Below are 23550 nucleotides of genomic sequence, written 5' to 3' on the forward strand. Positions count from 1 at the left end.
CATCGTTGTCGGGCCGCACGCTCGTGTTGCGCGACCGTCGACCATTCGACGCGTGGCTCCCCGTTAGGTTGAGTGGCATGACCGAATACGACCTGCAACGCTTCGTGGACGCCCAAGACCCCGTCTGGAATGCAGTGACGAAGGAGCTGAAGGCGGGACGTAAGCAGACGCACTGGATGTGGTTCGTGTTCCCGCAGCTGGCGGGGCTGGGCCGCAGTGCAACTGCCCAGCACTTCGGTATCGCCGATCTGACCGAGGCGGAACTGTACTTGTCTCACGAGGTGCTGGGGCCACGCCTGAACAAGGCAGCTCGGCTGACCGTTGCTATCGAGGGCCGGACGGTCGACGAGATTTTCGGCTACCCGGACAATCTGAAGCTGCACTCGTCCATGACGCTGTTCGCCGAAGCTACCGAGGGCACGTCCATTTTCGACGAAGTGTTGCGCAAGTATTTCGACGGTGAATCCGATGGCAGAACACTCGACTTGCTCGACGAGCGGTACCGCTAGCATCGCACCATGACGACTCCACTCGCCGGATCCATTGCCTTCGTTCACGCCAGCTGGCACCTGGACATCGTCGACCGCGCGCGAGTGGGATTCGCCGCCGAACTCGAGCAGCTCGGTCACGATGCCACGGTCGACGTTTTCGAGGTGCCCGGCGCGTTCGAAATCCCGCTGCACGCGCAGCGGCTCGCCAGAACTGGGAAGTACTCGGCGATTGTCGCCGCCGCACTGGTTGTCGACGGCGGAATCTATCGACACGACTTCGTCGAGACCGCAGTCATCGACGGTCTCATGCGGGTGCAGCTCGATACCGACGTCCCGGTGTTCTCGGTGGTGCTCACTCCCCACCATTTCCACGAGCACGCCGACCACAACGCCTTCTTCACGGCGCACCTCGAAACCAAGGGCGCGGAGGCGGCGAGAGCTGTCGTCAAGACCCTGGCGTCGCTGGGAACCATCGGCTGAGCTGGTCGCCGCTCTGCTCCGCGGCTTCGTTCTTTACTCGCGGAACTCGAAGTGCAAGAACCGATCTTTCATTGCCGCGAGTGCGGCACTATGCGCGAAGACTTCGAGCGCCTGTCGGTCCTCGAGGATCGGTACTCGTCCGACCCCAACGCTCGGCTCGACTGGACTCGACGCGTGATGTGTGACGGATGGGCCGACCAATACCACGGACTGCCGACAGGTTTGCTTTCCCGAATCTTTATGCAGGGCAATAGTTTTCGATTCCACTATCATTGCCAGTCGAATACATGTTCGATACACTTCACCTCATGACCACCGCGATCTGGCAACTGAGCGAAGCAGAGCTCCTCGCCGCCGCCACCGCGGCCTCCCATGACATTCAAGTGCTCGAAGCCCACCGGATCGCGCTCGTCGCCGAAATCGACACCCGCGTCTCACGGGAGAAGCTTGGCTTCCCCGGACCCGCCGGCTGGCTCACCTCCACCACCCTGCTCAGCCCCGGTAAAGCCACCAAGATCGTCGCCCTCGCCCGCGGACTGAAGAACTTCCCCGACATCGCCGACGCCGTCAACACCGGCAGCATCTCCATCGACCACGCCGCCCTGATCCTCACCTTCGCCGAAACCCCACCGAAAAACCTCCCCCAAGAAGGCCAGGACCTCGCCCGAGCAGCACTGCTGACCGCCGCCACCGGACCCGAAGCCCGCACCGGACCACTGCGCGCCGCGATCACCACACTCCACGACACCTACGGCGACAAGAAACCACCCGACGACACCGACCGCAACGAACTCTTCGCCTCCACCACCCTCAACGGGCGTCTCGTGGCGAAGATGGATTTCGATGCGATCACCGGAGAAAAATTCCTCACCGCCCTCTCGCCGTTGACCGAACCTCGCCCCGCCACCGACGGCACCCCCGACGAACGCAGCCCCGCGAGGCGCCGAGCCGACGCCTTCGCACACATCCTCGACCGCTACCTCGCCTCCAGTAACCGGCCGACCGAGGGTGGAGAGAAGCCGCACGTCAACCTTCACATCACATTGCGCGACCTCACCAACCTGCGCCGCACCATGAACACCGACACCGACACCGACACCGACAGCGACTCTGACTCGAACTACGAGAACGACAGCACCGCAACCGAACCCGACTGCAGCGGCAGCGGCGGCGGTGATGATGATGATGGCGACGGCAGCAGCAGCGATGATTGCGGCAGCGGCAGCGGCGATGGTTGCGACAGTGGCAGCGGCAGCGGCGATTTTTGCGGTGGCGATGGATGCGACAGCTCGACCGGCCCCTCAGCGGACCGTGGCGCGTATCGCGACTTGTTCGGTGACGGCACCACCGTCGGATGGCTCCCCTGGATGGGACCGCTCTCCCGCGAGACCTCCCGCCAACTGGCCTGCGACTGCATCCTGACCGCCATTGTCATGGACGAGAACGGTTCCCCGATCAACCTCGCCCGCACCGCCCGCACCGTCAACGCGAAACAGAAACGCGCCCTCACAGCCCGCGATCACGGCTGCGCCTTCCCCGGCTGCGGCAAACCCGCCGCCTGGACAGAGGGACACCATATCTGGCACTGGACCGACGGCGGCCCCACCGACATGAACAACCTCGTCCTACTGTGCGGATTTCATCACCGACTCATCCATCACAGTGACTGGGAGGTGTTCATCGGTACCGACAACCATCCCTGGTTCATACCCCCGGCGACCGTCGACCCGTACCGACAACCCCGACAATCCCACGCTCGAGCCGGCCCCCACATCGCGTGAGACCACATAAAACAATTCAGGCCCGCACCGAGAACACGGTGCGGGGCTGGAAGAGGCTAGCGGTCAACCGATTTCGAGACCTAGCTCTCAGTCGTTGGCGTGCAACGCCGCATTCAGCTCGACGCCGGTGCCCTTCCACGGCACCACCTCGACCGCACCCGACAGCGAGTTGCGACGGAACAGTAGGTTGGACTTCCCGGTCAGCGTCGCCGCCTTCACCACAGTTCCATCCGGTCCGCTGACCTTCGTTCCCGCGGTGATGTAGAGACCCGCCTCGACGACGCAATCGTCACCGAGGGAGATGCCGAGTCCGGAGTTGGCACCGAGGAGGCAGCTCTTCCCGACAGAGATGACGTTCTTGCCACCGCCGGAGAGTGTGCCCATGATCGACGCGCCGCCGCCGACGTCGGAACCGTCGCCCACCACCACGCCTGCCGAAATCCGTCCCTCGACCATCGAGTTACCGAGCGTGCCTGCGTTGAAGTTGACGAAGCCCTCGTGCATGACCGTCGTTCCGCTGGCCAAATGGGCACCGAGGCGCACACGATCGGCGTCGGCGATACGAACTCCGGTGGGAACGACGTAGTCGACCAGACGCGGGAACTTGTCGACGCCGTACACGGTCACGTGGCCGCGTGCGCGAAGCTTCGCGCGCACCGTCTCGAAGCCGTCGACCGCCGCGGGGCCGAAGTTGGTCCATACAACATTGGCGAGCAGGCCGAACACGCCGTCCAGGTTCTGCCCGTGCGGCTGAATCAGCCGGTGCGAGAGCAGATGTAGTCGCAGATACGCATCGTGCGCGTCGATCGGGGCGTCGTCGAGGGAGGCGATGCTGGTGCGAACCGCAACGACCTCGACGCCGCGCGCGTCGTCCGGTCCGACGAGCGATGCGAACTCCTCGGGGATGTCGGCCCCCTCGAGCCGAGTGGTGCCGGTCTCGAAGCCCGACCCGAGCTCGGGGCTCGGAAACCAGGTGTCCAGAACGACACCCGACGTCGTGATGTTGGCAATACCTACTGCTGATGCTCCCTGTGCGCTCACGGCAGGAAGAATACGCGGTGGGTCTGGCGCGCGGGTTCACCCGTCGTCGCGGGTACGCGGACTGTTTCCGGATTCCGATCCTGATGCGGCGTCGGTTCGTTACCGATTCGACTGTCGAGTGTGATCGCATCGGGATACCGATGCCAGGGAAGGCGGCGGGGGAGCTGACAGAGTTTCACCGGTGATCACCCGTACCGGCTCGCGCAGCCGTGGAGCCGCCGCGGTGATGGTGGACGGCGTTTCCTTCACCGGATTGGTGACGACGCTGGCCACGACGATCATCCTCGGAGTCGCCCTCGGTTTGGTTGTCGCAGGCGCGTGGTAGACATGCCCATCGGCTGACAGGGGGTTGCCGAGTCTGGGGGGACGTCATGGGTTCGATCAAGTCCACACGTACGCGTTCGGCAGTGACGGTGATCGCTGCTGCGCTGATCGCCGCGAGCAGTGCCATCGTCGGTTCGGGCACCGCTGCCGCCGATCCCAACTGCGCCGGAGCCGGCGGTTCGTCCGCCGTCGTCGCGCGGATTCCCGGCGCAGCTCTCGAAGGCCTGGCCGTCGACGGGTCGGGACGCGCCTACGTCACCGACATCGTCTCCGGCCGCGTGTATCGCATCGATGCGCCAGGCCTTCCCGCGTACCCCATCGCGAAGGTGCCGAGCGGCGGCGGCGGAGCTCTGGCATGGATGCCCGACGGCACCCTGCTGGTCGGCTATGGCGCCGACCCTCGCGTCTTCGTGGGAGACGTCGTCAAGGCCGCGGGAATTGTGCGGCTCGACGTGAACACCCTTACCGTCACTCCTTTCGCGAAGGGTCTGAGTGCCGCCAACGGACTTGCCGTAGCCGGGGACGGAACCGTGTACGCCACCAACGACTTCGGCTCGCTCATCGGTCGAATCAGTCCCAGTGGATCCGTCGACCCGGCGTGGGCGCGCTTTCCGAGCGCGAACGGCGCAGTCCTCGATGCGGCCGGCCAGTACCTCTATGTCTCGCGAACCTTCAGCAACCCGGGAGTCAGCCGGATTCCGATCGCCAACCCGTCGGCACCGGAAAGCCTGCTCGACCTATCGGGACTGGGTTCCTTCGGAGCCCCGGACGGTCTGACACTCGATGCCGCCGGACGCCCCGTGGTACCGCTCAATGCCGGTGGTTCGGTCGTCCGCATCGATGCGCCGGGGGTCACGTGCGTCATCGGCACCGGTACCCGGTTGACCAGTGTTGTCGTCTACGGGCGCTCCGAACAGGGTTTTTCGAGCGGCCGATTGTTCGGCGCAGGCTTCGACGGCGTGGTCCGCGAGATTCCGGGACCCAAAGCCTAGGGTGGTCGGCGTGACGCTCGAACTGCATGCCGACCCGATAGATCTGACCGCTGCCCTGGTGGATATCCCCAGTGTCAGTGAGGACGAATCGCGCATCGCCGACGAGGTGGAGCAGGCGCTCCGCGAGCAGACCACGGGCTTCGAGATCATTCGGAGTGGCAACGCCGTTCTGGCCAGAACCAACCGTGGGCTGGGATCGCGGGTGATGCTGGCCGGCCATCTCGACACGGTTCCCATTGCCGACAATGTCCCCTCGCGGCGCGAGCACGACAGTGCCGAGGGGGACATTCTGCACGGGTGCGGAACCGTCGACATGAAGTCGGGTGACGCGGTGTTCCTGCATCTCGCGGCCACGATCGACAACCCCGCGCACGATCTGACGCTCGTCTTCTACGACTGCGAAGAGATCGCGGCCTCACGAAACGGTCTCGGCCGCATCGAGCGCGAACTGCCAGAATGGCTGAACGCCGACGTTGCGATCCTGGGCGAACCGTCCGGCGGTTTCATCGAGGCCGGGTGTCAAGGGACGCTGCGGGTTCGACTGACGGCGTCGGGAACGCGGGCGCACAGTGCCCGTTCCTGGCTCGGAGACAACGCAATTCACAAGTTCGGTGCCGTACTCAACCGGCTCGCTGCCTATCGAGCCCGCACCGTCGATATCGACGGCTGTGTGTATCGCGAAGGGCTGCAAGCAGTTCGGATCTCCGGCGGGGTTGCGGGAAACGTCGTTCCCGACGCCGCCGAACTCGACGTGAACTTTAGGTTCGCACCGGACCGCAGCGTCGACGAGGCCGTCGGGCACGTTCGTGAGGTCATCGACGGGCTCGATCTCGGTTTCGAGGTCACCGACTCGTCGCCGGGTGCCCTCCCCGGCCTGAATCGGCCCGCGGCTGCTGCGCTGATCGAGGCCGCAGGCGGGCAGTTCCGGGCGAAATACGGCTGGACCGACGTGTCCAGGTTCTCGGCGCTCGGCATCCCGGCGGTCAACTACGGTCCGGGCGATCCCAACCTTGCCCACAAGCGGGACGAACGCGTCCCCGTCGAGCAGATCACCCACGTCACACAGGTTCTCCGGGGCTACCTCTCTGCCGGATAGCCTGACGACATGAACAGTGATCAGGGTCCAGGTGGTGTCGAGGAGCACGGCACCGACAAGCCGGCCAAGCACAAGGGATCCGTCGTACTGCGGCGGGGCCGAAACACCGAGACGTCCACCTCGGATCAGCGCCTGCTCGACGAGCGAGGTCCAGGGAACTGGATTCACTCCGATACCTGGCGCGTGCTGCGTATCCAGAGTGAATTCGTGGAGGGATTCGGCGCGCTCGCCGAGGTGCCGAAAGCTGTGACGGTATTCGGCTCGGCCCGCACCCCCGTCGACCATCCCGAGTACGCACGAGCCCGGCAGCTCGGAGCCTCTCTCGCCGAGGCGGGCTTCGCCGTCATCACCGGCGGGGGCCCGGGCGTGATGGAAGGTGCCAACCGAGGCGCGAGCGAGGCCGGCGGCTACTCGATCGGATTGGGCATCGAATTGCCGTTCGAGCAAGGCCTCAACGAGTGGGTCGATCTGGGCATCAACTTTCGATACTTCTTTGTCCGAAAGACCATGTTCGTCAAGTACTCCCAGGCGTTCGTATGCCTGCCCGGTGGCTTCGGTACGCTCGACGAACTGTTCGAGGCCCTGACCCTGGTGCAGACCGCAAAGGTCACGAAGTTCCCGATCGTGTTGTTGGGCAAGGACTTCTGGTCGGGATTGCTCGATTGGATCAAGACGACTCTGGTGAAAGAAGGCAAGGTGTCCGAGAAGGACCTAGACCTCATCCACTGCACCGACAGCGTCGACGAAGCCGTGCGCATCGTCCGCGAGGCCCAACAGTGAGCGAGGATGCGTCGACCTCACGCCCGCTCAGCGTGTGCGTCTATTGTGCGTCGGGTCCCGTCGACTCCTCGTTCATCGAACTCGCTCGTGACGTCGGTACCGAGATCGGCCGACGTGGCTGGCAGCTCGTCTCGGGCGGCGGCAACGTCTCGATGATGGGCGCGGTGGCCGCGGCGACGCGAGCGGCAGGCGGGAACACCGTCGGCGTCATCCCGAAGGCGCTCGTGCACCGCGAGGTAGCCGACGTCGACGCAGACGAGCTGATCGTCACCGACACGATGCGCGAGCGCAAGAAGATCATGGAGGATCGCGCCGACGCGTTCATCACGCTGCCCGGTGGCATCGGAACACTCGAGGAACTGTTCGAGACGTGGACTGCGGGCTACCTCGGCATGCACAGCAAGCCGATGGTGATGCTCGATCCGTTCGGACATTTCGACGGGATGATGCAGTGGATCGACGGTCTGCGGGAAACCGGATTCGTGCAACAGCGAGCCCTCGACGCGCTGGTCAGGACAACGACGGTCGATTCGGCTCTGGATGCGTGCGCAACGTTGTGACAGGTCACGAACCTCGGCCACGGAGTGAGCTGCTCAAAGTTGTTACTCTCAAGTAGGGTAAGAAATCTCACACTGTCTTCGAAGGGGAGTTCATGGCTGTCGATGCCCGTCAGAAAATTGGAGTGACCGACCTCGCGGTCGCGTTGCCGAAAATGGTGACGGAGGTGCCGAGCCTGCTCAAGGGCCTGGCGGGATTCACCCGCAAGCCCGACCACAAGGTGTCGATCGGCCTGATCTTCCAAGAGGCCGCTGCCAAGAACAGCAGCCGCCCGTTCGTTCGGTTCGAAGGCGAGTCGACCTCGTACAAGGACGCCAACGAGCTCGTCAACCAGTACGCCGCAGTGTTCGCCGACCACGGAGTCGAGCGGGGTGACGTCGTCGGCGTGCTGAGCAAGAACCGTCCGGAGGCGCTGTTCGCCGCTCTTGCCGCCGTCAAACTCGGTGCCACCGCGGGCATGCTGAACTACAACCAGCGCGGCGACGTGCTCGAGCACAGCCTCGGGATTCTCGACGCGAAGGTGCTCGTACTGGACGAGAACGCGCAGGAAGCTCTCGATTCGCTCGACGGGGAGCCGAAGGTGGGAGCGGTGCTGCCACTGAAGAAGCTCACCGAACTCGCGGCATCGGCGTCCACGGCCAACCCCAAGGTCACCGCGCAGATCCAGGCCAAGGAGAAGGCGTTCTACATCTTCACCTCGGGCACTACCGGTATGCCGAAGGCCAGCCTGATGAGCCATTTCCGCTGGCTCAAGTCGATGTCCGGTCTGGGCAACATGGGTGTCCGGTTGCGCAGCAACGACGTCATCTACTGCTGCCTGCCGCTCTATCACAACAACGCGCTGACGGTGACGCTGTCCTCGGTGCTTGCCGGCGGTGCCACCATGGCCATCGGCAAGCAGTTCTCGGTGAGCAATTTCTGGGACGACATCCGGGTCAACAAGGCCACCGCGTTCACCTACATCGGTGAGCTGTGCCGCTACCTGTTGACGCAGCCGAAGAAGAGTTCCGATCGCGACAACTCGGTCAAGCTGATCGTCGGCAACGGACTTCGTCCGGAGATCTGGGAGGAGTTCACCGAGCGGTTCGGTATCTCCCGCGTCGCCGAGTTCTACGGTGCCAGCGAGTGCAACATCGCGTTCATCAACGCTCTCAACATGAAGAAGACCGCAGGCATCTGCCCGCTTCCGTACGCCGTCGTGCAGTACGACGAGGAGTCCGGCAAGGCCAAGCGCGGCCAGGACGGCAAGCTCCGCAAGGTCGGCAACGGAGAGATCGGACTGCTGCTGTCCAAGATCACCGATCGGGCACCGTTCGACGGCTACTCCGACGACAAGGCCACCGAGAAGAAGATGGTGCGCGACGGCTTCAAGGACGGAGACGCCTGGTTCGACACCGGCGACCTGGTCCGCAAGCAGGGCTGGATGCACGTCGCGTTCGTGGATCGTCTCGGTGACACCTTCCGCTGGAAGGGCGAGAACGTGGCCACCACCCAGGTCGAGGGTGCCCTCGGCGGACACTCCTCGGTCGATGGTGCCGTCGTCTACGGCGTCGACATCGACGGAACCGACGGTAAGGCCGGCATGGCGGCGGTCACTCTGCGTGAAGGCGAGACCTTCGACGGCAAATCGGTCGCCGAGCACCTCTACGACAAGCTGCCGAGCTACGCAGTGCCGTTGTTCGTGCGCGTCGTGGACAGCCTGGAGCAGACGTCGACGTTCAAGAGCCAGAAGGTGGCCTTGCGCAAGCTCGGGTACGAGGAAGACAGCGACAGCGATCTGTACGTGCTGCGCGGTAAGTCCGGTGGCTACGAAAAGGCGTACGACGGCTACGTCGACGAGGTCGCTGCAGGTAAGGCCCCCAAGGGCTGAGCACTCGAAATCCGCGGGCGTGCCACTATTGATTTCATGAGTACTCTCTGCGGCAAACCGGTCGCCGACGATCGCGCTCTGGTGATGGCCATCGTCAATCGCACCCCCGATTCGTTCTACGACGGGGGTGCGAACTTCACCGACGATGCCGCGATGGCGTCGGTGCATCGGGCCGTGGCCGAAGGTGCCGACATGGTCGACATCGGCGGTGTGAAGGCCGGTCCGGGCACCCTCGTCGACGCCGACGAGGAGATTCGCCGTGTCGTTCCGTTCGTCGAGGCGATCCGCGACGCCTATCCGGAACTGCTGATCAGCGTCGACACCTGGCGCAGCGAAGTCGCCAGGTTGGCCTGCGGAGTGGGCGCGGATCTGATCAACGACACCTGGGCCGGGGCAGACCCCGAGTTGGTGCGCGTCGCAGCGGCCGAGGGTGTCGGCATCGTCTGTTCGCACACCGGTGGTGCCGTTCCGCGAACCCGTCCGTATCGGGTTCGCTACGCCGATGTGGTGGCGGATGTGATCGCGGAAGTCACCGCAGCTGCCGAGAATGCTGTCGCGGAGGGGGTGAAAAAGGATTCGATATTGATCGATCCGACGCACGATTTCGGGAAAAACACCTATCACGGGCTCGAGTTGTTGCGGCGCGTGGACGATCTTGTAAACACCGGGTGGCCTGTGCTCATGGCGCTGAGCAACAAGGACTTCGTAGGCGAGACTCTAGGGGTAGAGCTCGCCGACCGGTTGGAGGGAACATTGGCAGCGACAGCATTGGCCGCAGCAGGCGGAGCCCGAATGTTCCGGGTGCACGAGGTTGCGTCGACCAGAAGAGTCGTAGACATGGTGGCAGCGATCCAGGGGCTGCGAACCCCGGCGCGGACGGTCAGGGGTCTGGCATGACACTCGCAGATCGAACGGACGTGACCATGGCATGGTCCGAGACCAACAGCTGGGACGTACCCGACTGGACCATCGCCGAACTGGAAGCCGCGAAGGCGGGCCGGACGGTGTCGGTGGTACTCCCGGCACTCAACGAGGAACAGACTGTCGCCGCGGTCATCGACACGATTCATCCCCTGCTCGGGGGACTGGTCGACGAGCTGATCGTGTTGGACTCCGGTTCGACCGACGAGACAGCCGTCCGCGCGACGGCAGCAGGCGCACGAGTCATCAGCCGAGAAGAGGCGGTCCCGGGGATCGACCCGGTGCCGGGCAAGGGCGAGGTGCTGTGGCGATCGGTCGCGGCGTCGACCGGTGATCTCATCGCCTTCGTCGATTCCGATCTGATCAATCCCGATCCGGCCTTCGTCCCGAAATTGCTCGGCCCTCTGCTGATGGGCGACGGTATCCACCTCGTCAAGGGTTATTACCGTCGTCCCTTGCGGGTCAGCGGGACCGAGGATGCCAACGGTGGTGGACGTGTCACCGAGCTCGTGGCCAGGCCACTGCTCGCCGCACTGCGGCCGGAGCTGACGGGTGTCATTCAACCGCTCGGCGGGGAGTACGCGGGCACTCGCGAACTGCTGTCCGCGGTGCCGTTCGCGCCGGGCTACGGAGTCGAGATCGGGCTGTTGCTCGATACGTACGACAGGCTCGGCCTGCAGGCGATCGGTCAGGTCAATCTCGGTGTGCGCAAGCACCGCAACCGTCCGCTGGTAGAGCTCGGGGCGATGAGCAGGCAGATCGTCGGAACAATGCTGAACCGGTGCGGCATGGTCGATTCCGGTGCCGGGCTGATGCAGTTCCGGGTCGACGGTGACTCGTTCGAGGCGTTCTCGACCGAGGTGTCGCTGATGGATCGACCGGCGATGAACTCGCTGAAGTAGGCGTGTCGTTCGGGCGTGACAAGATCGTGGCATGTTGACGCTGCTGATCTACGTTGTCGTCATTGCCGTCGTCGCTGCTGCATTGTTCTTCGTGGCGTCGGCGGTGTTCGGTCGCGGTGAGGAACTGGGCCCACTGGCCGAGGGAACCACCGCGACCGTGCTACCCGCGGAGGGTGTCACCGGTACCGACGTGCGCTCGCTGAAGTTCCAGCAGACTCTGCGGGGGTACAAGCCGAGCGAGGTCGATTGGGCACTCGAACGGCTCGGCGGCGAAATCGACATGCTTCGGTCCCGGTTGTCTGCCGCGGAGGCCGGGGAACGGTTGGGGTCGCAGTCTTCCGCAGTCCCGAAGCCGGGTGTCGCCGAACCGGACCAGCAGTGAGTGCTGTCGCCGGGCCGGACGGCAGGTTGCGCTGCCCGTGGGGTGCCACCGACGACGAGCTCTACCGGAATTACCACGACATGGAGTGGGGACAGCCGCTGCACGGACGCAACGAACTGTACGAGCGGCTGTGTCTCGAGGCGTTCCAATCCGGCCTCGCGTGGATCACGATCCTGCGCAAGCGCGAGAGTTTCCGCAGCGCGTTCGCCGGTTTCGACCCGGAACGAGTGGCCCTGTTCGGCACCGCCGATGTCGAACGGCTGATGAACGACGCGTCGATCGTGCGTAACCGCCTCAAGATCGACGCTGCGGTGAACAACGCTCGGGTCATTGTCGAACTGGACGACACCGACCTGGACACTCTGCTCTGGTCCTATGCGCCCGAACCCAGGCCCGCGCGGCTGACCGAGTCCTCCGACGTGCCTGCCTCGACCTCCGAGTCGAAGGCTCTGGCCAAGGAGCTCAAGCGTCGAGGGCTGCGGTTCGTCGGTCCGACGACGGCGTACGCCTTGATGCAAGCCACTGGAATGGTCGACGATCACCTGTCGGAGTGTTGTGTGCAGGTCACGAATACAGACTCCGTTTCCCGGTATCGAGGTCGATAGGGAAGAATAGGAGTCAACACCCGTCGCCCCGCGACGAATTTATCTTTTAGGCCGAGGCGCCGAGTTGGTGGGCGCAGATCTGGAGGGAGCAGAGGATGGCGGCGATGAAGCCCCGGACCGGGGACGGTCCCCTCGAAGCAACCAAAGAGGGACGAGGAATCGTCATGCGTGTCCCGCTCGAGGGGGGCGGCCGATTGGTCGTCGAATTGACCCCCGATGAGGCCGCAGCACTCGGAGACGAACTGAAGGGTGTCACCGGCTGATAGTCACATGGGTCGCTCGTCGCTCAGCCCCGCTCGCCGTACCGGCAAGCGGGGCTTTGTGTTGTGGCGACGAGTGTTGTGGCGACGAGTGTTGTGTCGACCGGTGGCGTTCGTTCCGGTGTGAGAGAGGTGCTCGATGCTGATCGATGTCGTCGATCTGCTGATCTGTCCGCAGTGTCGGGCGCGCGACGTCGAATCCGGCGTGGACTTCGGCGATACCGATCGCACGCTGTTGTGCGATCGAGGACATTCGTTCGACGTGGCTCGTCAGGGCTACGTCGGTTTGTCGACCGGAGACGGTGGCAAGTTCACCGGTGACTCGGCGGAGATGATCGCCGCTCGCGACGCGTTCCTGGGGAAGGGGCACTTCGACTCGATCGCGGCAGCGGTCTCGCACGCTGTCCCGTCGGACAGTGAGGTGGTACTCGACGTCGGTGTCGGCACCGGTCACTATCTTGCAGCGGTGCTCGACGCCCGTCCCGATGCGCGGGGCATCGGCGTCGACGTCTCGAAGTTCGCTGCGCGCCGTGCCGCGCGATCACACGCGCGTCTCGGGGCCGTGGTCGCAGACATCTGGAGTGGACTGCCGGTGCGGACGGCGAGCGCGTCTGCGGTGACCTGTGTGTTCTCTCCCCGCAACGCCGGAGAGTTCAGTCGAGTCCTGGGCACCGACGGCGTGCTCGTGGTCGTGACACCCACGGCGCGGCATCAGCACGAACTGCGGGGCCCGCTCGGCCTCATCGGAATCGAGGAGAACAAGACTCGCAGGCTCGGAGAATCGCTGTCCGGCCTGTTCGAGCCGGTGGCGGAATCTCCGCTCGAGTACTCGATGACGCTGTCGCGCAACGACATCGAGACGCTGATTGGAATGGGCCCGTCGGCGCGACACGGTGACCCCGAGGCGCGATCGGCGGCGCTGGCGCAGCTACCGGACGGCATCGAGGTCACCGCGTCGGTGACCGTGTCGACCTATCGTCGACGGGCCAACGCTGCTTCGTAGACCGCGAGGGTCTGCTGCGCAATCGATGCCCACGAGAACTCGGCGACGGCGCGCTCGCGTCCTGCCTTGCCCATTGCCGTCGCGAGTGTGGGGTCGAGGGCGACTGCGTTGACGGTGTCGGCCAAGTGTCGCTCGAATACGTCGGGTTCGTAGGAGTTGTAGTGCACCAAGCGCCCGGTGCGGCCGTCGTCGACCACCTCGGGGATTCCGCCGACGTCCGATGCCACGACGGCGGTTTCGCAGGCCATTGCCTCGAGATTGACGATGCCGAGCGGCTCGTATACCGACGGGCACACGAATACCGCTGCTGCAGTCAGTATTTCGCGGATCTTGTCGGTGGGAAGCATGTCCTTGACCCAGAAGACGCCGCCGCGCTGTTCGGCGAGCAGTGCCACCGCGCGCTCGGTTTCCGCAGCGATCTCGGGGGTATCGGGCGCGCCCGCGCACAGGACGAGCTGGATGGACGGATCGAAGTGGTGAGCGGCTGCGATCAGGTGTCCGACGCCTTTCTGCCGGGTGATGCGCCCGACGAAGGCGACGATCGGCTTGCTTCGATCCACGCCGATCTCGTCGAGGGTCGAGGTGCCGTGATCGGCAAACCAGCGCTCGGTGTCGATTCCGTTGCGCACCACATGAACCCGGCTCTTGTCGAGTCGCGGATAGGCGTCGAGCACATCTTTGGCCATGCCCTCGCTGACAGCAATGACGGCGTCGGCGTATTCCACGGCGTTGCGCTCGGACCACGACGAGATGCGGTATCCGCCGCCGAGCTGTTCGGCCTTCCACGGCCGGCGCGGTTCGAGCGAGTGCGCGGTGAGGATATGGGGAACGTCGTACAGCTCGGCCGCGAGGTGACCCGCGAAGCCGGTGTACCAGGTGTGTGAATGCACCACGTCCGCGCCCGATGCCGCGTTCGCCATCCGTAGTTCGGCAGACAACGTCGTCAACGCAGCGTTGGCTCCGGCGAGAGCAGGATCCGGGTCGTGCACCTGCGCAGTGTCGCGGGGCGCGCCCATACAGTGGATGTCCACGTCGCACAGCGATTTCAGCTGCGCGGACAACTCGGTGACATGAACTCCTGCGCCACCGTAGATCTCCGGGGGATATTCCTTGGTCATCATTGCTACGCGCACGTGAACGAACCTACATTCCCCAGCAGTTGTGCGTGTACTGCTCGCAAGGTTCTCTCGGTGCGGATAGGTTGAGTGGGTGAGGACACAACCGCACGTACTAGGGATCGTGCTTGCCGGCGGTGAGGGTAAACGTCTGTACCCGATGACCGCCGACCGAGCCAAGCCGGCCGTTCCCTTCGGGGGCGCCTATCGACTCATCGACTTCGTGCTGAGCAATCTCGTCAACGCCGGTTACCTCCGGCTCTGCGTGCTCACCCAGTACAAGTCCCATTCACTGGACCGCCACATCTCGCAGACGTGGCGGCTGTCCGGGTTCGCCGGGGAGTACATCACTCCGGTGCCGGCGCAGCAGCGACTCGGGCCTCGGTGGTACACCGGCAGCGCCGACGCCATCTTCCAGTCACTGAACCTGGTCTACGACGAGGACCCCGAGTACATCGTGGTGTTCGGTGCCGACCACGTGTACCGAATGGACCCCGAGCAGATGGTGCAGCAGCACATCGATTCCGGTGCGGGCGTGACCGTGGCGGGCATCAGGGTTCCACGCAGCGAGGCATTCGCGTTCGGCTGCATCGACTCCGACGCCGACGGCAAGATCACGCAGTTTCTCGAGAAGCCCGCGCAACCGCCGGGAACACCGGACGACCCGGACGTCACCTACGCCTCCATGGGGAACTACGTGTTCACCACCAAGGTGCTCGTCGACGCCATCAAGGCCGACTCCGAGAACTCCGACTCGGATCACGACATGGGCGGCGACATCATTCCGGCGCTCGTCGAAGCGGGCGTCGCGTCGGTCTACGACTTCAACGACAACGTCGTTCCCGGTGCCACCGAACGTGATCGCGGCTACTGGCGAGACGTAGGCACCATCGACGCGTTCTACGACGCCCACATGGACCTGGTGTCGGTGCACCCCATCTTCAATCTGTACAACCGCCGCTGGCCCATCCGTGGATCGGCCGAGAACCTGCCACCCGCAAAATTCGTTCAGGGCGGCCTGGCTCAGGAGTCGGTGGTCGGTGCCGGCTGCATCCTGTCGGCGGCCACCGTGCGCAACTCGGTGCTCAGCTCCAACGTGATGATCGACAGCGGCGCGACGGTCGAGGGCAGTGTCCTGATGCCCGGCGTCCGGATCGGCAAGGGTGCCGTCGTGCGGCACGCGATCCTGGACAAGAACGTCGTCGTGGGCGACGGGGAGATCGTCGGTGTCGACCACGAACGCGATCGTGAACGATTCAACGTCAGCGCCGGGGGAGTGGTCTCGGTGGGTAAGGGCGTCTGGATCTAGAGCCTGCGGCATGTGACTGGTAATTCGTAGCCCGCTACGAATTACCAGTCACATGCGGCGCAGCCGCTCAGGCTCTCGACGCGCAGATCAAACCGTCGCCGAGGGGCAGCAGCACCGTCGTGAGCCGTTCGTCCTCGGCGATCGCCCGCGCGGCGGAGCGAACGGCCACTGCTGTGGCGTCTCGTTGAGTCGGATCGGCAACTCGTCCGCCGAGCAACGCGTTGTGCAGCACCAGAACTCCGCCGGGTCGAAGCAGACGCACACTCTCGGCGACGAAGTGCGGGTGGTCTGCCGGACTGGCGTCGATGAACACGAGATCGTACGTATCGTCGGCCAATCGGGGGAGCACGTCCAGTGCCCAGCCGTTGATCAACCGGGTTCTCGAGGGCGCAATTCCTCCGGCGCGGAACGCTTCTCGCGCTGCGCGCTGGTGCTCCGGCTCGGTGTCGATCGTGGTGAGAACGCCATCCGCGCGCATCCCGTCGAGCAGCCACAGGCCGCTGATTCCTGCGCCCGTTCCGATTTCGACGACCGTCTTGGCCCCGAGCATCTGGGTGAAGATGCTCAGGATCGCCCCGACCGACGGCGGTACCGGGGCCGCACCGAGATCGATGGCGCGCTCTCTGGCTGCGATGAGAACCTCGTCCTCCTGAGCGGAGTCTTCGGCATAAGCGAGCATCTTCTCGGCGTTGGTCGGCACGCCCCGAGGTTATCGTGCCGAGAGCTGGATCTCACGCGCACATTCTCAGGTGGGCCTCAGCTGATTCATACCGCACCCACACGCGGGTCGGTCAGGCTATGGAGGAATCGAAGGTCCGTCTCGATTGCGAAGTGTGAGCTGGAACATCCGAGGGTAGTCGTCGGTTGAATCAGAAGGACGTACGCAGTCCTGAGCAGGAGGATCCAGCTATTTACAAGATCAACGGCGATCGCGACACCGCGCGTCTACCCGAGTCCGTACCCGCGCCCGAGGACCTCAGCGGAACCGCAGTGTTCGATGCGACCGGCGAGGACTCCACCATGCCGTCCTGGGACGAGCTGGTTCGTGAGCACGGCGACCGCGTCTACCGTCTGGCCTACCGCCTATCCGGCAATGCTCAGGATGCCGAAGACCTGACTCAGGACACGTTCATCCGGGTCTTCCGCTCCCTGTCCAACTACCAGCCCGGCACTTTCGAGGGCTGGCTCCACCGCATCACCACGAATCTGTTCCTCGACATGGTCCGTCGCCGTAGCCGCATCCGCATGGAGGCACTGCCCGAGGACTACGACCGCGTCCCCTCCGACCGGCCGAACCCCGAGCAGATCTACCACGACGCGCGCCTGGACCCCGATCTGCAGTCTGCGCTCGACTCGTTGGCACCCGAGTTCCGCGCCGCAATCGTGCTGTGCGACATCGAAGGACTGTCGTACGAAGAGATCGGTGCGACACTGGGCGTCAAGCTCGGAACAGTCCGCAGTCGCATTCACCGTGGACGCCAGGCGCTACGCGAGTACCTTCGAGTGCACGGGAAGGTCGACTCCGGTCACGCAAGTGTCCACTAGCTACGAGGAGGGTTGGATGACGCAGGCGCGCAAGCCCCGGCAGTTCAGCTCCACCGAACATCTGGCCAGTGAGGCCGTTGCGGCGTACGTGGACGGCGAATTGCGCATGCCCGCGTATCTTCGTGCTGCCCACCACCTCGCAGAGTGCCCGGAATGCGCAGCCGAAGTCGAAGCGCAGCAGCAGGCGCGTCGGGCATTGCGCGGGGCGGGCGAGATGTCGATGCCGCACTCACTTCGTGGCCTGCTCAGTCAGATCCCCTCCTGCGCCGGCGAGGATCGGCCGGCCCACACCAAGCGAACCTTCATGTCGTCCGTCGCCGCTGTGCGTCGTCGCCGACGCTGATCGCACCGAGATCCGGCCGACGTCTCACCTGCATCGAGCCGAGCCGACCGCTCGAGTGATACTGAACTCTCACACCGACGTATGCGAGGGGTAACCGGACGCGTGACATCGAATTCGACCAGCACCGAGACCGCAGGCATCGACCCGTCGGATTTCGAGGCCGCGCAGAACGGTCCGGATGGTCCGCGGTTGCCACCTCGCCCGGTGTATCGGCCCTCCGTCGATCCGGTGTCGGCCTCGGTGTTCGGACGACCCGACGACGTCGACGGCTCGTTCTCACCGCGCCGATCCGGCGAGCAATTGCCGTCGCGGGTATCGGTGCGACCACCCGATCCGATCCTGGCCGAGGCATTCGGACGTCCGGAAGACGCGCAGGAATCGATCCAGCGTGACCCCGACGCCCAAAACGACAGTGACACCGCCGCGTCGGAACCGGCCGATCCGTGGCGCGATCCCGAGTCCAGAGTGTCTCTCGGCAGCGCAGCGGTCGACTCTCCACCGCCCCCTGTACTTCCTCCCGGAACCAAGCTCGGTGTACGCGACGTGTTGTTCGGACGGTCGGTATCGACTCGGGCCCTCGTTGTACTCGGTGTCCTCGCGCTCGTCATCGGGCTGGTCGGTGGCCTCTTCGGCCGCCTGACCGCCGAGGTGACCGGCGCACTGACCAGCCAGAAAGTGACCCTGACCCAATCCAGCGGTGACGACATCCCGCGCGGGCAGATCAGTAAGGTCGCCGACGCCGTACTGCCGTCCGTCGTGTCGATCCAGGTGACGCTCGGGGAGACCGGGGGCACGGGCTCGGGCGTCGTGATCAGCGGTGACGGCTACATCGTGACGAACAACCACGTGATCTCCCTGGCCGCATCCGACCCCGACAACTCGACACTCGAAGTCACCTTCTCCGACGGCACCAAGGTGCCCGGCCGCATCGTCGGCCGCGACACCAAAACCGACCTCGCCGTCCTCAAGACCGAAGTCGGCAACCTCACCGAGGCTCAGCTCGGTAGCTCCGGCGACGTTCGCGTCGGCCAGGATGTCATCGCCGTCGGATCGCCCCTGGGATTGAACAAGACGGTCACCTCCGGCATCGTCAGCGCCCTCGACCGTCCCGTCGCGCTGTCGGGTGAGGGCACCGACACCGATGCCGTCATCGACGCCGTGCAGACCGACGCCGCCATCAATCCCGGCAACTCCGGCGGCCCGCTCATCGACTTCGAGGGTCGCGTCATCGGGATCAACTCGGCGATCCGAAGCGAGAGCGGTGGATCGGTGGGCCTGGGCTTCGCGATTCCGGTCGACGTGGTCACCGAGGTGGCACAGAGTCTCATCCGGGACGGCGTCATGAAACACCCGGACTTCGGTATCAACGCCCGCTCGGTCATCAACGACACCTCGGCCGGTGCCGAAGTCGCCAACGTGCGCACCGGCGGTCCGGCTCAGCAGGCGGGAATTGTCGAAGGGGACGTCATCACCAAAGTGGGCGATCGCGCAGTGGGAGATGCAGACGAGCTGGTGGTCGCGGTGCAGGAGACCACGATCGGCCAGGCGGTTCCGGTGCAACTCGTCCGTTCCGGACGGCTGGTGGACGTCTCCGTCACGCCGGTTTCGGACTGACGACGTAGGCTGGCAGGCGTGTTCGGCAACATTGGTTGGGGAGAGCTCGTCATTCTCCTCGTAGCAGCTCTGGTCATCCTCGGCCCGGATCGCCTTCCCGGCGCCATCAGCTGGGTGTCCAAGTCCATCCGCCAGGTGAAGGACTACGCCAACGGCGCGAGTCAGCAACTCAAGGACGAGCTGGGTACCGACTTCGAGGACCTTCGCAAACCGCTCGCCGACCTCAACCAGCTCCGGGGAATGACCCCTCGAGCAGTCATCACCAAGCACTTGCTCGACGGCGACGATTCGATCTTCAAGAACCCCTTGGACGACACCTTCAAGGGCAAGCCATTCGAGACGAAGCCGAAGAACCTCGGCGGACCGACGCCGCAGACCGGTACTCCTCAGGGTGGGGTGTCGATGAGCAAGGACGCACCGAAGCTCGCGGCGGGCGATACTCCGCCGATCGACGCCGACGCCACGTAAGTACATCCGTCAGCCGGCCTTCAGGCCACCCCGACTGCTGGTACCACCCTCCCGACCCCGCCTCCGCCGCGGATGAATGCGGGATTCAGTCGCTCTGAGTGCAACAAAGGCGCATTCATCCGGGACGGGTGTAGCTGGGGGCGCGGGGCTAGAGCACCTTGTTCAGGAAGTCCTGGGTACGGGGGTTCTGTGGATTACCGAACAACTCGTCGGGGGTTCCCTCCTCGACTATGACTCCCTCGGCCATGAAGATCACTCGATCAGCGACTTCGCGTGCGAAGCCCATCTCGTGGGTGACGACGACCATCGTCATACCGCCCTTGGCGAGGTCGCGCAGCACCTGCAGTACCTCGCCGACCATCTCGGGGTCGAGTGCGCTGGTGGCCTCGTCGAACAGCATGATCGACGGGCTCATGGCCAGTGCTCGCGCGATGGCGACGCGCTGCTTCTGCCCGCCCGAGAGGTTGGCGGGCTTGTAGTCCGCACGCTCGGACAGGCCGACTTGTTCGAGCAACTGCGCAGCTGCTTCCTTTGCCTGCGACTTCGACATCTTCTTCGTCTCGACGGGTGCGAGCATGACGTTCTCGAGGGCGGTCATGTGCGGGAAGAGATTGAAGTGCTGGAACACCATGCCGATGTTCTGGCGCACCTTGTCCAGGTCGACGTTCTTGGCAGTGAGGTCGGTGCCGTCGACGACGACCGATCCGGCGGTGATGTCCTCGAGCTTGTTGAGGCAGCGTAGAAACGTACTCTTGCCCGAGCCCGAGGGGCCGATCACACAGACCACTTCACCGTTGGCGATCTCGGCGTCGATGCCTTTGAGAACTGTGTTGTCGCCGAACGCCTTCTGCAGGCCCTTGATCGAGATCTTCGTTCCCGGACCTTGGTCGACCGGCAGGTCCTTGGTCAGTTCGGTGCTCATTTGTTGATCCTCTTCTCGAGCCGGTTCGACAGCTTGGTGAGAGCCATGATGATGATGAAGTACAGGACGCCGACGATGAGCCACATGTTGAACGACTCGAAGTTGCGAGCGATGATCAGACGACCCGTCTGCGTCAGCTCGGCGAGGCCGATGACCGAGAGCAGCGACGTGTCCTTGAGCGTGATGACGAACTGATTGATGTACGACGGGATCATCGTGCGAATTGCCTGTGGCATCACCACTTTTCGCATCGACTTGAGGTAGCTGATGCCGAGGCTGCGCGAGGCCTCCATCTGTCCCTTGTCGACGGCGAGGATGCCGCCGCGGACGATCTCGGCCATGTACGCACCGGCGTTGAGCGAGAGCGTGATGATACCGGCGGTGAACGCCGACATCTGGAAGTTCAGCGCGGCGGGTACGCCGAAGTAGATGAAGAATGCCTGCACCAGAAGCGGTGTGCCACGGAAGATGTCGACGTAGGTGGTACCGATGCCGCGCAGCACGATGTTGGTCGAGACGCGGAAAAGACCGAAGATGCCGCCGAGTACCAACGCGATGGCGATGGAGATGACGGTCAACACGATGGTCAGCCACAAACCCTCGAGCAGCAACTGCCAGCTGCTGGCGATCAGGCCGGGGATGGACGTGTCTGCGGTGGAGGCGTCGGCATTGAGATAGGTGTCGAGAATTTGGTCGTATTGGCCGTTGGCGCGCAGGTTCTCCAGCCCGGTGTTGAACTGCTCGAGCAACTGCGCGTTGGTGCCCTTGGCGACGGCGAATCCGTAACTGGCACCGGCCTCTTTCTCGGTGACGGTCTTGAACCCGTTGCCCTGGGTGATGCCGTAGGCGAGCACCGGGTAGTCCTCGAAGGCGGCCGCCGAGTTGCCGGTGCGCACTTCCTCGAACATGGTCGCGGAGTCGTCGAAGCTGCGAATGGTGAAGCCGTACTGATCGGCGATCGACGCGGCGAAGGTAGCGCCCTCGGTTCCGTTCTTGACCGCGACCGACTTACCGCGGAGATCCTCGTAGCCCGTGATCTCGTCGTTGGAATCCAGAATTGCCATCTGGACACCGGAATCGAAGTACGGCTCGGAGAAGTCGAAGGTGGCCTTGCGCTCGTCGGTGATCGACATGCCGGCGATCATTCCGTTGAACTGGCCGCTGGTGACGCCCTGGAGCGCGGTATCGAAACCGACCTGCTCGACGGTGTACTCGAACCCCTGGTCGACGGCGATGGCCGCGAGCAGGTCCATGTCGATTCCGACGAGTTTGCCTGTCTCGTCCTGGAATTCGAAAGGCGCGAAGGTGGTGTCCGTCGCGATCGAGTAGTTCTGCGCGGGCGGGGCGGGTTGTGCGGACGCCAGGGCGGGACCGAGTACGGATCCCAGCAGGGTCATCAGCAGTGCGATCAGAACCGGAACGACGACCGGCCTGATCCGATGCGGCTTCTTCATGAAGGCCACTCTCTATCGACAGTAGGATTGAAGGCAAATCCTAAGGCTTCGACCCTGTTTCCCGCGTCGTTTATCGGGTATAAGCGCGTGCCTTACAGTTTCCGGGCCGTGTCGATTCCCAGCGACATTCCCACCAGCCCGCGCTCGCGCACCGCCAGCTTTCCGGCGACTGCCTCCAAGGCTTGTGCCGCAGGCGATTCTGGGTTGCTCAGCACGATCGGCGTCCCGGCGTCACCACCCTCGCGGACGGCGGTGTCGAGCGGAATCTGGCCGAGAAGGGGAACGCTGGCACCCACTGCCTTGGTGAGTCTGTCCGATACGTCCTGTCCACCACCGGATCCGAAGATGTCCATACGGGTGCCGTCGGGTAGTTCGAGCCAGGACATGTTCTCCACCACGCCGGCAACACGCTGACGGGTCTGCAGAGCAATTGCTCCGGCTCGCTCGGCCACCTCGGCCGCTGCCTGCTGCGGAGTGGTGACGACGAGGATCTCCGCGCTCGGAATGAGCTGTGCGACAGAGATTGCCACGTCTCCGGTGCCGGGGGGAAGGTCGAGCAGCAACACGTCCAGGTCACCCCAGAAGACGTCGGCCAGGAATTGCTGTAATGCGCGGTGCAACATCGGTCCACGCCAGACGACCGGGGTGTTGCCCTGCGTGAACTGGGCGATCGAAATGAACTTCACGCCGTGCGCCTGCGGCGGCATGATCATCTTCTCCACCTGGGTGGGCCGCGCATCGTTGCCGAGCATGCGTGGCACGGAGTGGCCGTAGATGTCGGCGTCGAGCACGCCTACCGACAGCCCCCGCGCAGTCAGTGATGCCGCGAGATTGACCGTCACACTGGACTTGCCCACGCCGCCCTTGCCCGACGCCACCGCGTATACGCGCGTCAGCGATCCGGGTTGCGCAAAAGGAATGATCGGCTCGGCAGAATCGCCGCGCAGAGACTTGCGTAGTTCGGTGCGCTGCTCGTCGTTCATGACGTCGAGCTCGACGGTCACGGTGCCCACACCTGCGACGTCGGCGACGGCGTTCTTCACACGATCGCTGATCTCGGTCTTCATCGGGCAACCGGAGGTGGTGAGGTAGATGCCGACACCGACGGAACCGTCGGCGGATACATCGATGCTCTTGACCATCCCGAGGTCGGTGATGGGCTTGCGGATCTCGGGGTCGATGACCTTCGTCAGCGCGGTCCGAACGTCGGATTCGGTCAGTACAGCCATTGCTTCATGCTAGGCGGTGCGCCGACTCCCGATGAACAGCAGGGCAGCGCGATCCAGTGCTGCGT

The 23550-nt window shown here is 64.3% G+C and carries 26 protein-coding genes; 20 read left to right on the plus strand and 6 right to left on the minus strand.

Features of this window, described 5'->3' with window-relative positions; genetic code table 11:
• Nucleotides 1-77: 77 nt before the first annotated feature.
• The 3 genes from AC5WEY_RS20735 to AC5WEY_RS20745 all read left to right on the plus strand — a co-directional run bounded on the left by AC5WEY_RS20735 (nucleotide 78) and on the right by AC5WEY_RS20745 (nucleotide 2752).
• Nucleotides 78-509: a DUF1810 domain-containing protein gene (locus tag AC5WEY_RS20735; protein ID WP_495647322.1), complete on the plus strand. Its 432-nt coding sequence runs from the start codon at nucleotides 78-80 to the stop codon at nucleotides 507-509.
• A gap of 9 nt (nucleotides 510-518) precedes the next feature.
• Nucleotides 519-971: a 6,7-dimethyl-8-ribityllumazine synthase gene (locus AC5WEY_RS20740; protein WP_057475366.1), complete on the plus strand. Its 453-nt coding sequence runs from the start codon at nucleotides 519-521 to the stop codon at nucleotides 969-971.
• A 308-nt stretch (nucleotides 972-1279) separates the two neighbouring features.
• Complete coding sequence (locus tag AC5WEY_RS20745) at nucleotides 1280-2752, plus strand: HNH endonuclease signature motif containing protein (protein ID WP_495647323.1); 1473 nt, start codon at nucleotides 1280-1282, stop codon at nucleotides 2750-2752.
• 87 nt (nucleotides 2753-2839) lie between these two features.
• Here the strand turns inward: AC5WEY_RS20745 and dapD are convergent, their stop codons facing one another.
• A complete protein-coding gene (dapD, locus tag AC5WEY_RS20750) occupies nucleotides 2840-3793 on the minus strand; it encodes a 2,3,4,5-tetrahydropyridine-2,6-dicarboxylate N-succinyltransferase (RefSeq protein WP_495647324.1) in 954 nt (317 codons plus the stop codon).
• Between the two features lie 181 nt (nucleotides 3794-3974).
• On the opposite strand from dapD, the gene AC5WEY_RS20755 reads away from it, so the two are divergent.
• The 12 genes from AC5WEY_RS20755 (at nucleotide 3975) to AC5WEY_RS20810 (ending at nucleotide 13486) form a co-directional block, all read left to right on the plus strand.
• Nucleotides 3975-4118 carry a hypothetical protein gene (locus AC5WEY_RS20755; protein WP_156399346.1) on the plus strand — a complete coding sequence of 48 codons (144 nt, stop codon included), beginning with the start codon at nucleotides 3975-3977 and terminating at the stop codon, nucleotides 4116-4118.
• 46 nt (nucleotides 4119-4164) lie between these two features.
• A complete protein-coding gene (locus tag AC5WEY_RS20760) occupies nucleotides 4165-5109 on the plus strand; it encodes an SMP-30/gluconolactonase/LRE family protein (RefSeq protein WP_495647325.1) in 945 nt (314 codons plus the stop codon).
• A gap of 10 nt (nucleotides 5110-5119) precedes the next feature.
• Nucleotides 5120-6205: a succinyl-diaminopimelate desuccinylase gene (dapE, locus tag AC5WEY_RS20765; protein WP_200936482.1), complete on the plus strand. Its 1086-nt coding sequence runs from the start codon at nucleotides 5120-5122 to the stop codon at nucleotides 6203-6205.
• 9 nt (nucleotides 6206-6214) lie between these two features.
• Nucleotides 6215-6985 (plus strand): LOG family protein, encoded by a 771-nt coding sequence (locus AC5WEY_RS20770; protein WP_057475371.1) that lies wholly within the window; start codon nucleotides 6215-6217, stop codon nucleotides 6983-6985.
• Nucleotides 6982-7545 carry a cytokinin riboside 5'-monophosphate phosphoribohydrolase gene (gene log / locus AC5WEY_RS20775; protein ID WP_495647326.1) on the plus strand — a complete coding sequence of 188 codons (564 nt, stop codon included), beginning with the start codon at nucleotides 6982-6984 and terminating at the stop codon, nucleotides 7543-7545. The genes AC5WEY_RS20770 and log overlap by 4 nt, the downstream gene beginning before the upstream one ends.
• Nucleotides 7546-7637: 92 nt before the next feature.
• Entirely contained in the window at nucleotides 7638-9413 is a 1776-nt protein-coding gene (locus tag AC5WEY_RS20780) for a long-chain-acyl-CoA synthetase (protein WP_057475373.1), read from the plus strand.
• A gap of 36 nt (nucleotides 9414-9449) precedes the next feature.
• Nucleotides 9450-10310, plus strand: coding sequence for a dihydropteroate synthase (gene folP / locus AC5WEY_RS20785; RefSeq protein WP_495647327.1), 861 nt, complete (start codon nucleotides 9450-9452; stop codon nucleotides 10308-10310).
• Nucleotides 10307-11236 carry a glucosyl-3-phosphoglycerate synthase gene (locus AC5WEY_RS20790; protein ID WP_495647328.1) on the plus strand — a complete coding sequence of 310 codons (930 nt, stop codon included), beginning with the start codon at nucleotides 10307-10309 and terminating at the stop codon, nucleotides 11234-11236. The genes folP and AC5WEY_RS20790 overlap by 4 nt, the downstream gene beginning before the upstream one ends.
• 31 nt (nucleotides 11237-11267) lie before the next feature.
• The gene (locus tag AC5WEY_RS20795; RefSeq protein ID WP_495647329.1) at nucleotides 11268-11618 is read left to right on the plus strand and encodes a DivIVA domain-containing protein; all 351 of its coding nucleotides are present in this window, start codon (nucleotides 11268-11270) and stop codon (nucleotides 11616-11618) included.
• Nucleotides 11615-12223: a DNA-3-methyladenine glycosylase I gene (locus tag AC5WEY_RS20800; RefSeq protein WP_495647330.1), complete on the plus strand. Its 609-nt coding sequence runs from the start codon at nucleotides 11615-11617 to the stop codon at nucleotides 12221-12223. The genes AC5WEY_RS20795 and AC5WEY_RS20800 overlap by 4 nt, the downstream gene beginning before the upstream one ends.
• A gap of 95 nt (nucleotides 12224-12318) precedes the next feature.
• Complete coding sequence (locus AC5WEY_RS20805; protein WP_008714277.1) at nucleotides 12319-12486, plus strand: DUF3117 domain-containing protein; 168 nt, start codon at nucleotides 12319-12321, stop codon at nucleotides 12484-12486.
• A gap of 136 nt (nucleotides 12487-12622) precedes the next feature.
• The gene (locus tag AC5WEY_RS20810; RefSeq protein WP_495647331.1) at nucleotides 12623-13486 is read left to right on the plus strand and encodes a methyltransferase domain-containing protein; all 864 of its coding nucleotides are present in this window, start codon (nucleotides 12623-12625) and stop codon (nucleotides 13484-13486) included.
• Here AC5WEY_RS20810 and glgA read toward each other — a convergent pair.
• Nucleotides 13456-14619: a glycogen synthase gene (gene glgA / locus AC5WEY_RS20815; RefSeq protein WP_495647332.1), complete on the minus strand. Its 1164-nt coding sequence runs from the start codon at nucleotides 14617-14619 to the stop codon at nucleotides 13456-13458. The genes AC5WEY_RS20810 and glgA overlap by 31 nt on opposite strands.
• Nucleotides 14620-14695: 76 nt before the next feature.
• On the opposite strand from glgA, the gene glgC reads away from it, so the two are divergent.
• Nucleotides 14696-15910, plus strand: a complete 1215-nt coding sequence (glgC, locus tag AC5WEY_RS20820; protein ID WP_057475379.1) for a glucose-1-phosphate adenylyltransferase — start codon at nucleotides 14696-14698, stop codon at nucleotides 15908-15910.
• Between the two features lie 67 nt (nucleotides 15911-15977).
• Here glgC and AC5WEY_RS20825 read toward each other — a convergent pair whose 3' ends face one another.
• On the minus strand, nucleotides 15978-16589 hold the full coding sequence (locus AC5WEY_RS20825; protein ID WP_032375949.1) for an O-methyltransferase: 612 nt from the start codon (nucleotides 16587-16589) through the stop codon (nucleotides 15978-15980).
• Nucleotides 16590-16828: 239 nt separating this feature from the next.
• On the opposite strand from AC5WEY_RS20825, the gene sigE reads away from it, so the two are divergent.
• The 4 genes from sigE (at nucleotide 16829) to tatB (ending at nucleotide 19880) form a co-directional block, all read left to right on the plus strand.
• A complete protein-coding gene (gene sigE, locus AC5WEY_RS20830) occupies nucleotides 16829-17455 on the plus strand; it encodes an RNA polymerase sigma factor SigE (protein WP_052058682.1) in 627 nt (208 codons plus the stop codon).
• A 16-nt stretch (nucleotides 17456-17471) separates the two neighbouring features.
• Entirely contained in the window at nucleotides 17472-17798 is a 327-nt protein-coding gene (locus tag AC5WEY_RS20835; RefSeq protein ID WP_057475531.1) for a zf-HC2 domain-containing protein, read from the plus strand.
• Nucleotides 17799-17879: 81 nt separating this feature from the next.
• Complete coding sequence (locus tag AC5WEY_RS20840; protein ID WP_495647333.1) at nucleotides 17880-19412, plus strand: S1C family serine protease; 1533 nt, start codon at nucleotides 17880-17882, stop codon at nucleotides 19410-19412.
• An 18-nt stretch (nucleotides 19413-19430) separates the two neighbouring features.
• On the plus strand, nucleotides 19431-19880 hold the full coding sequence (gene tatB, locus AC5WEY_RS20845; protein ID WP_057475380.1) for a Sec-independent protein translocase protein TatB: 450 nt from the start codon (nucleotides 19431-19433) through the stop codon (nucleotides 19878-19880).
• Nucleotides 19881-20028: 148 nt separating this feature from the next.
• Here tatB and AC5WEY_RS20850 read toward each other — a convergent pair whose 3' ends face one another.
• From AC5WEY_RS20850 to AC5WEY_RS20860, 3 genes are all read right to left on the minus strand, one after another.
• Entirely contained in the window at nucleotides 20029-20802 is a 774-nt protein-coding gene (locus tag AC5WEY_RS20850; protein ID WP_057475381.1) for an amino acid ABC transporter ATP-binding protein, read from the minus strand.
• On the minus strand, nucleotides 20799-22256 hold the full coding sequence (locus AC5WEY_RS20855) for an amino acid ABC transporter substrate-binding protein/permease (RefSeq protein ID WP_495647334.1): 1458 nt from the start codon (nucleotides 22254-22256) through the stop codon (nucleotides 20799-20801). The genes AC5WEY_RS20850 and AC5WEY_RS20855 overlap by 4 nt, the downstream gene beginning before the upstream one ends.
• Before the next feature lie 92 nt (nucleotides 22257-22348).
• Nucleotides 22349-23485 carry an Mrp/NBP35 family ATP-binding protein gene (locus AC5WEY_RS20860; protein WP_057475383.1) on the minus strand — a complete coding sequence of 379 codons (1137 nt, stop codon included), beginning with the start codon at nucleotides 23483-23485 and terminating at the stop codon, nucleotides 22349-22351.
• Nucleotides 23486-23550 lie beyond the last annotated feature (65 nt).

It is taken from the genome of Rhodococcoides sp. S146-33 (genome assembly GCF_059489205.1).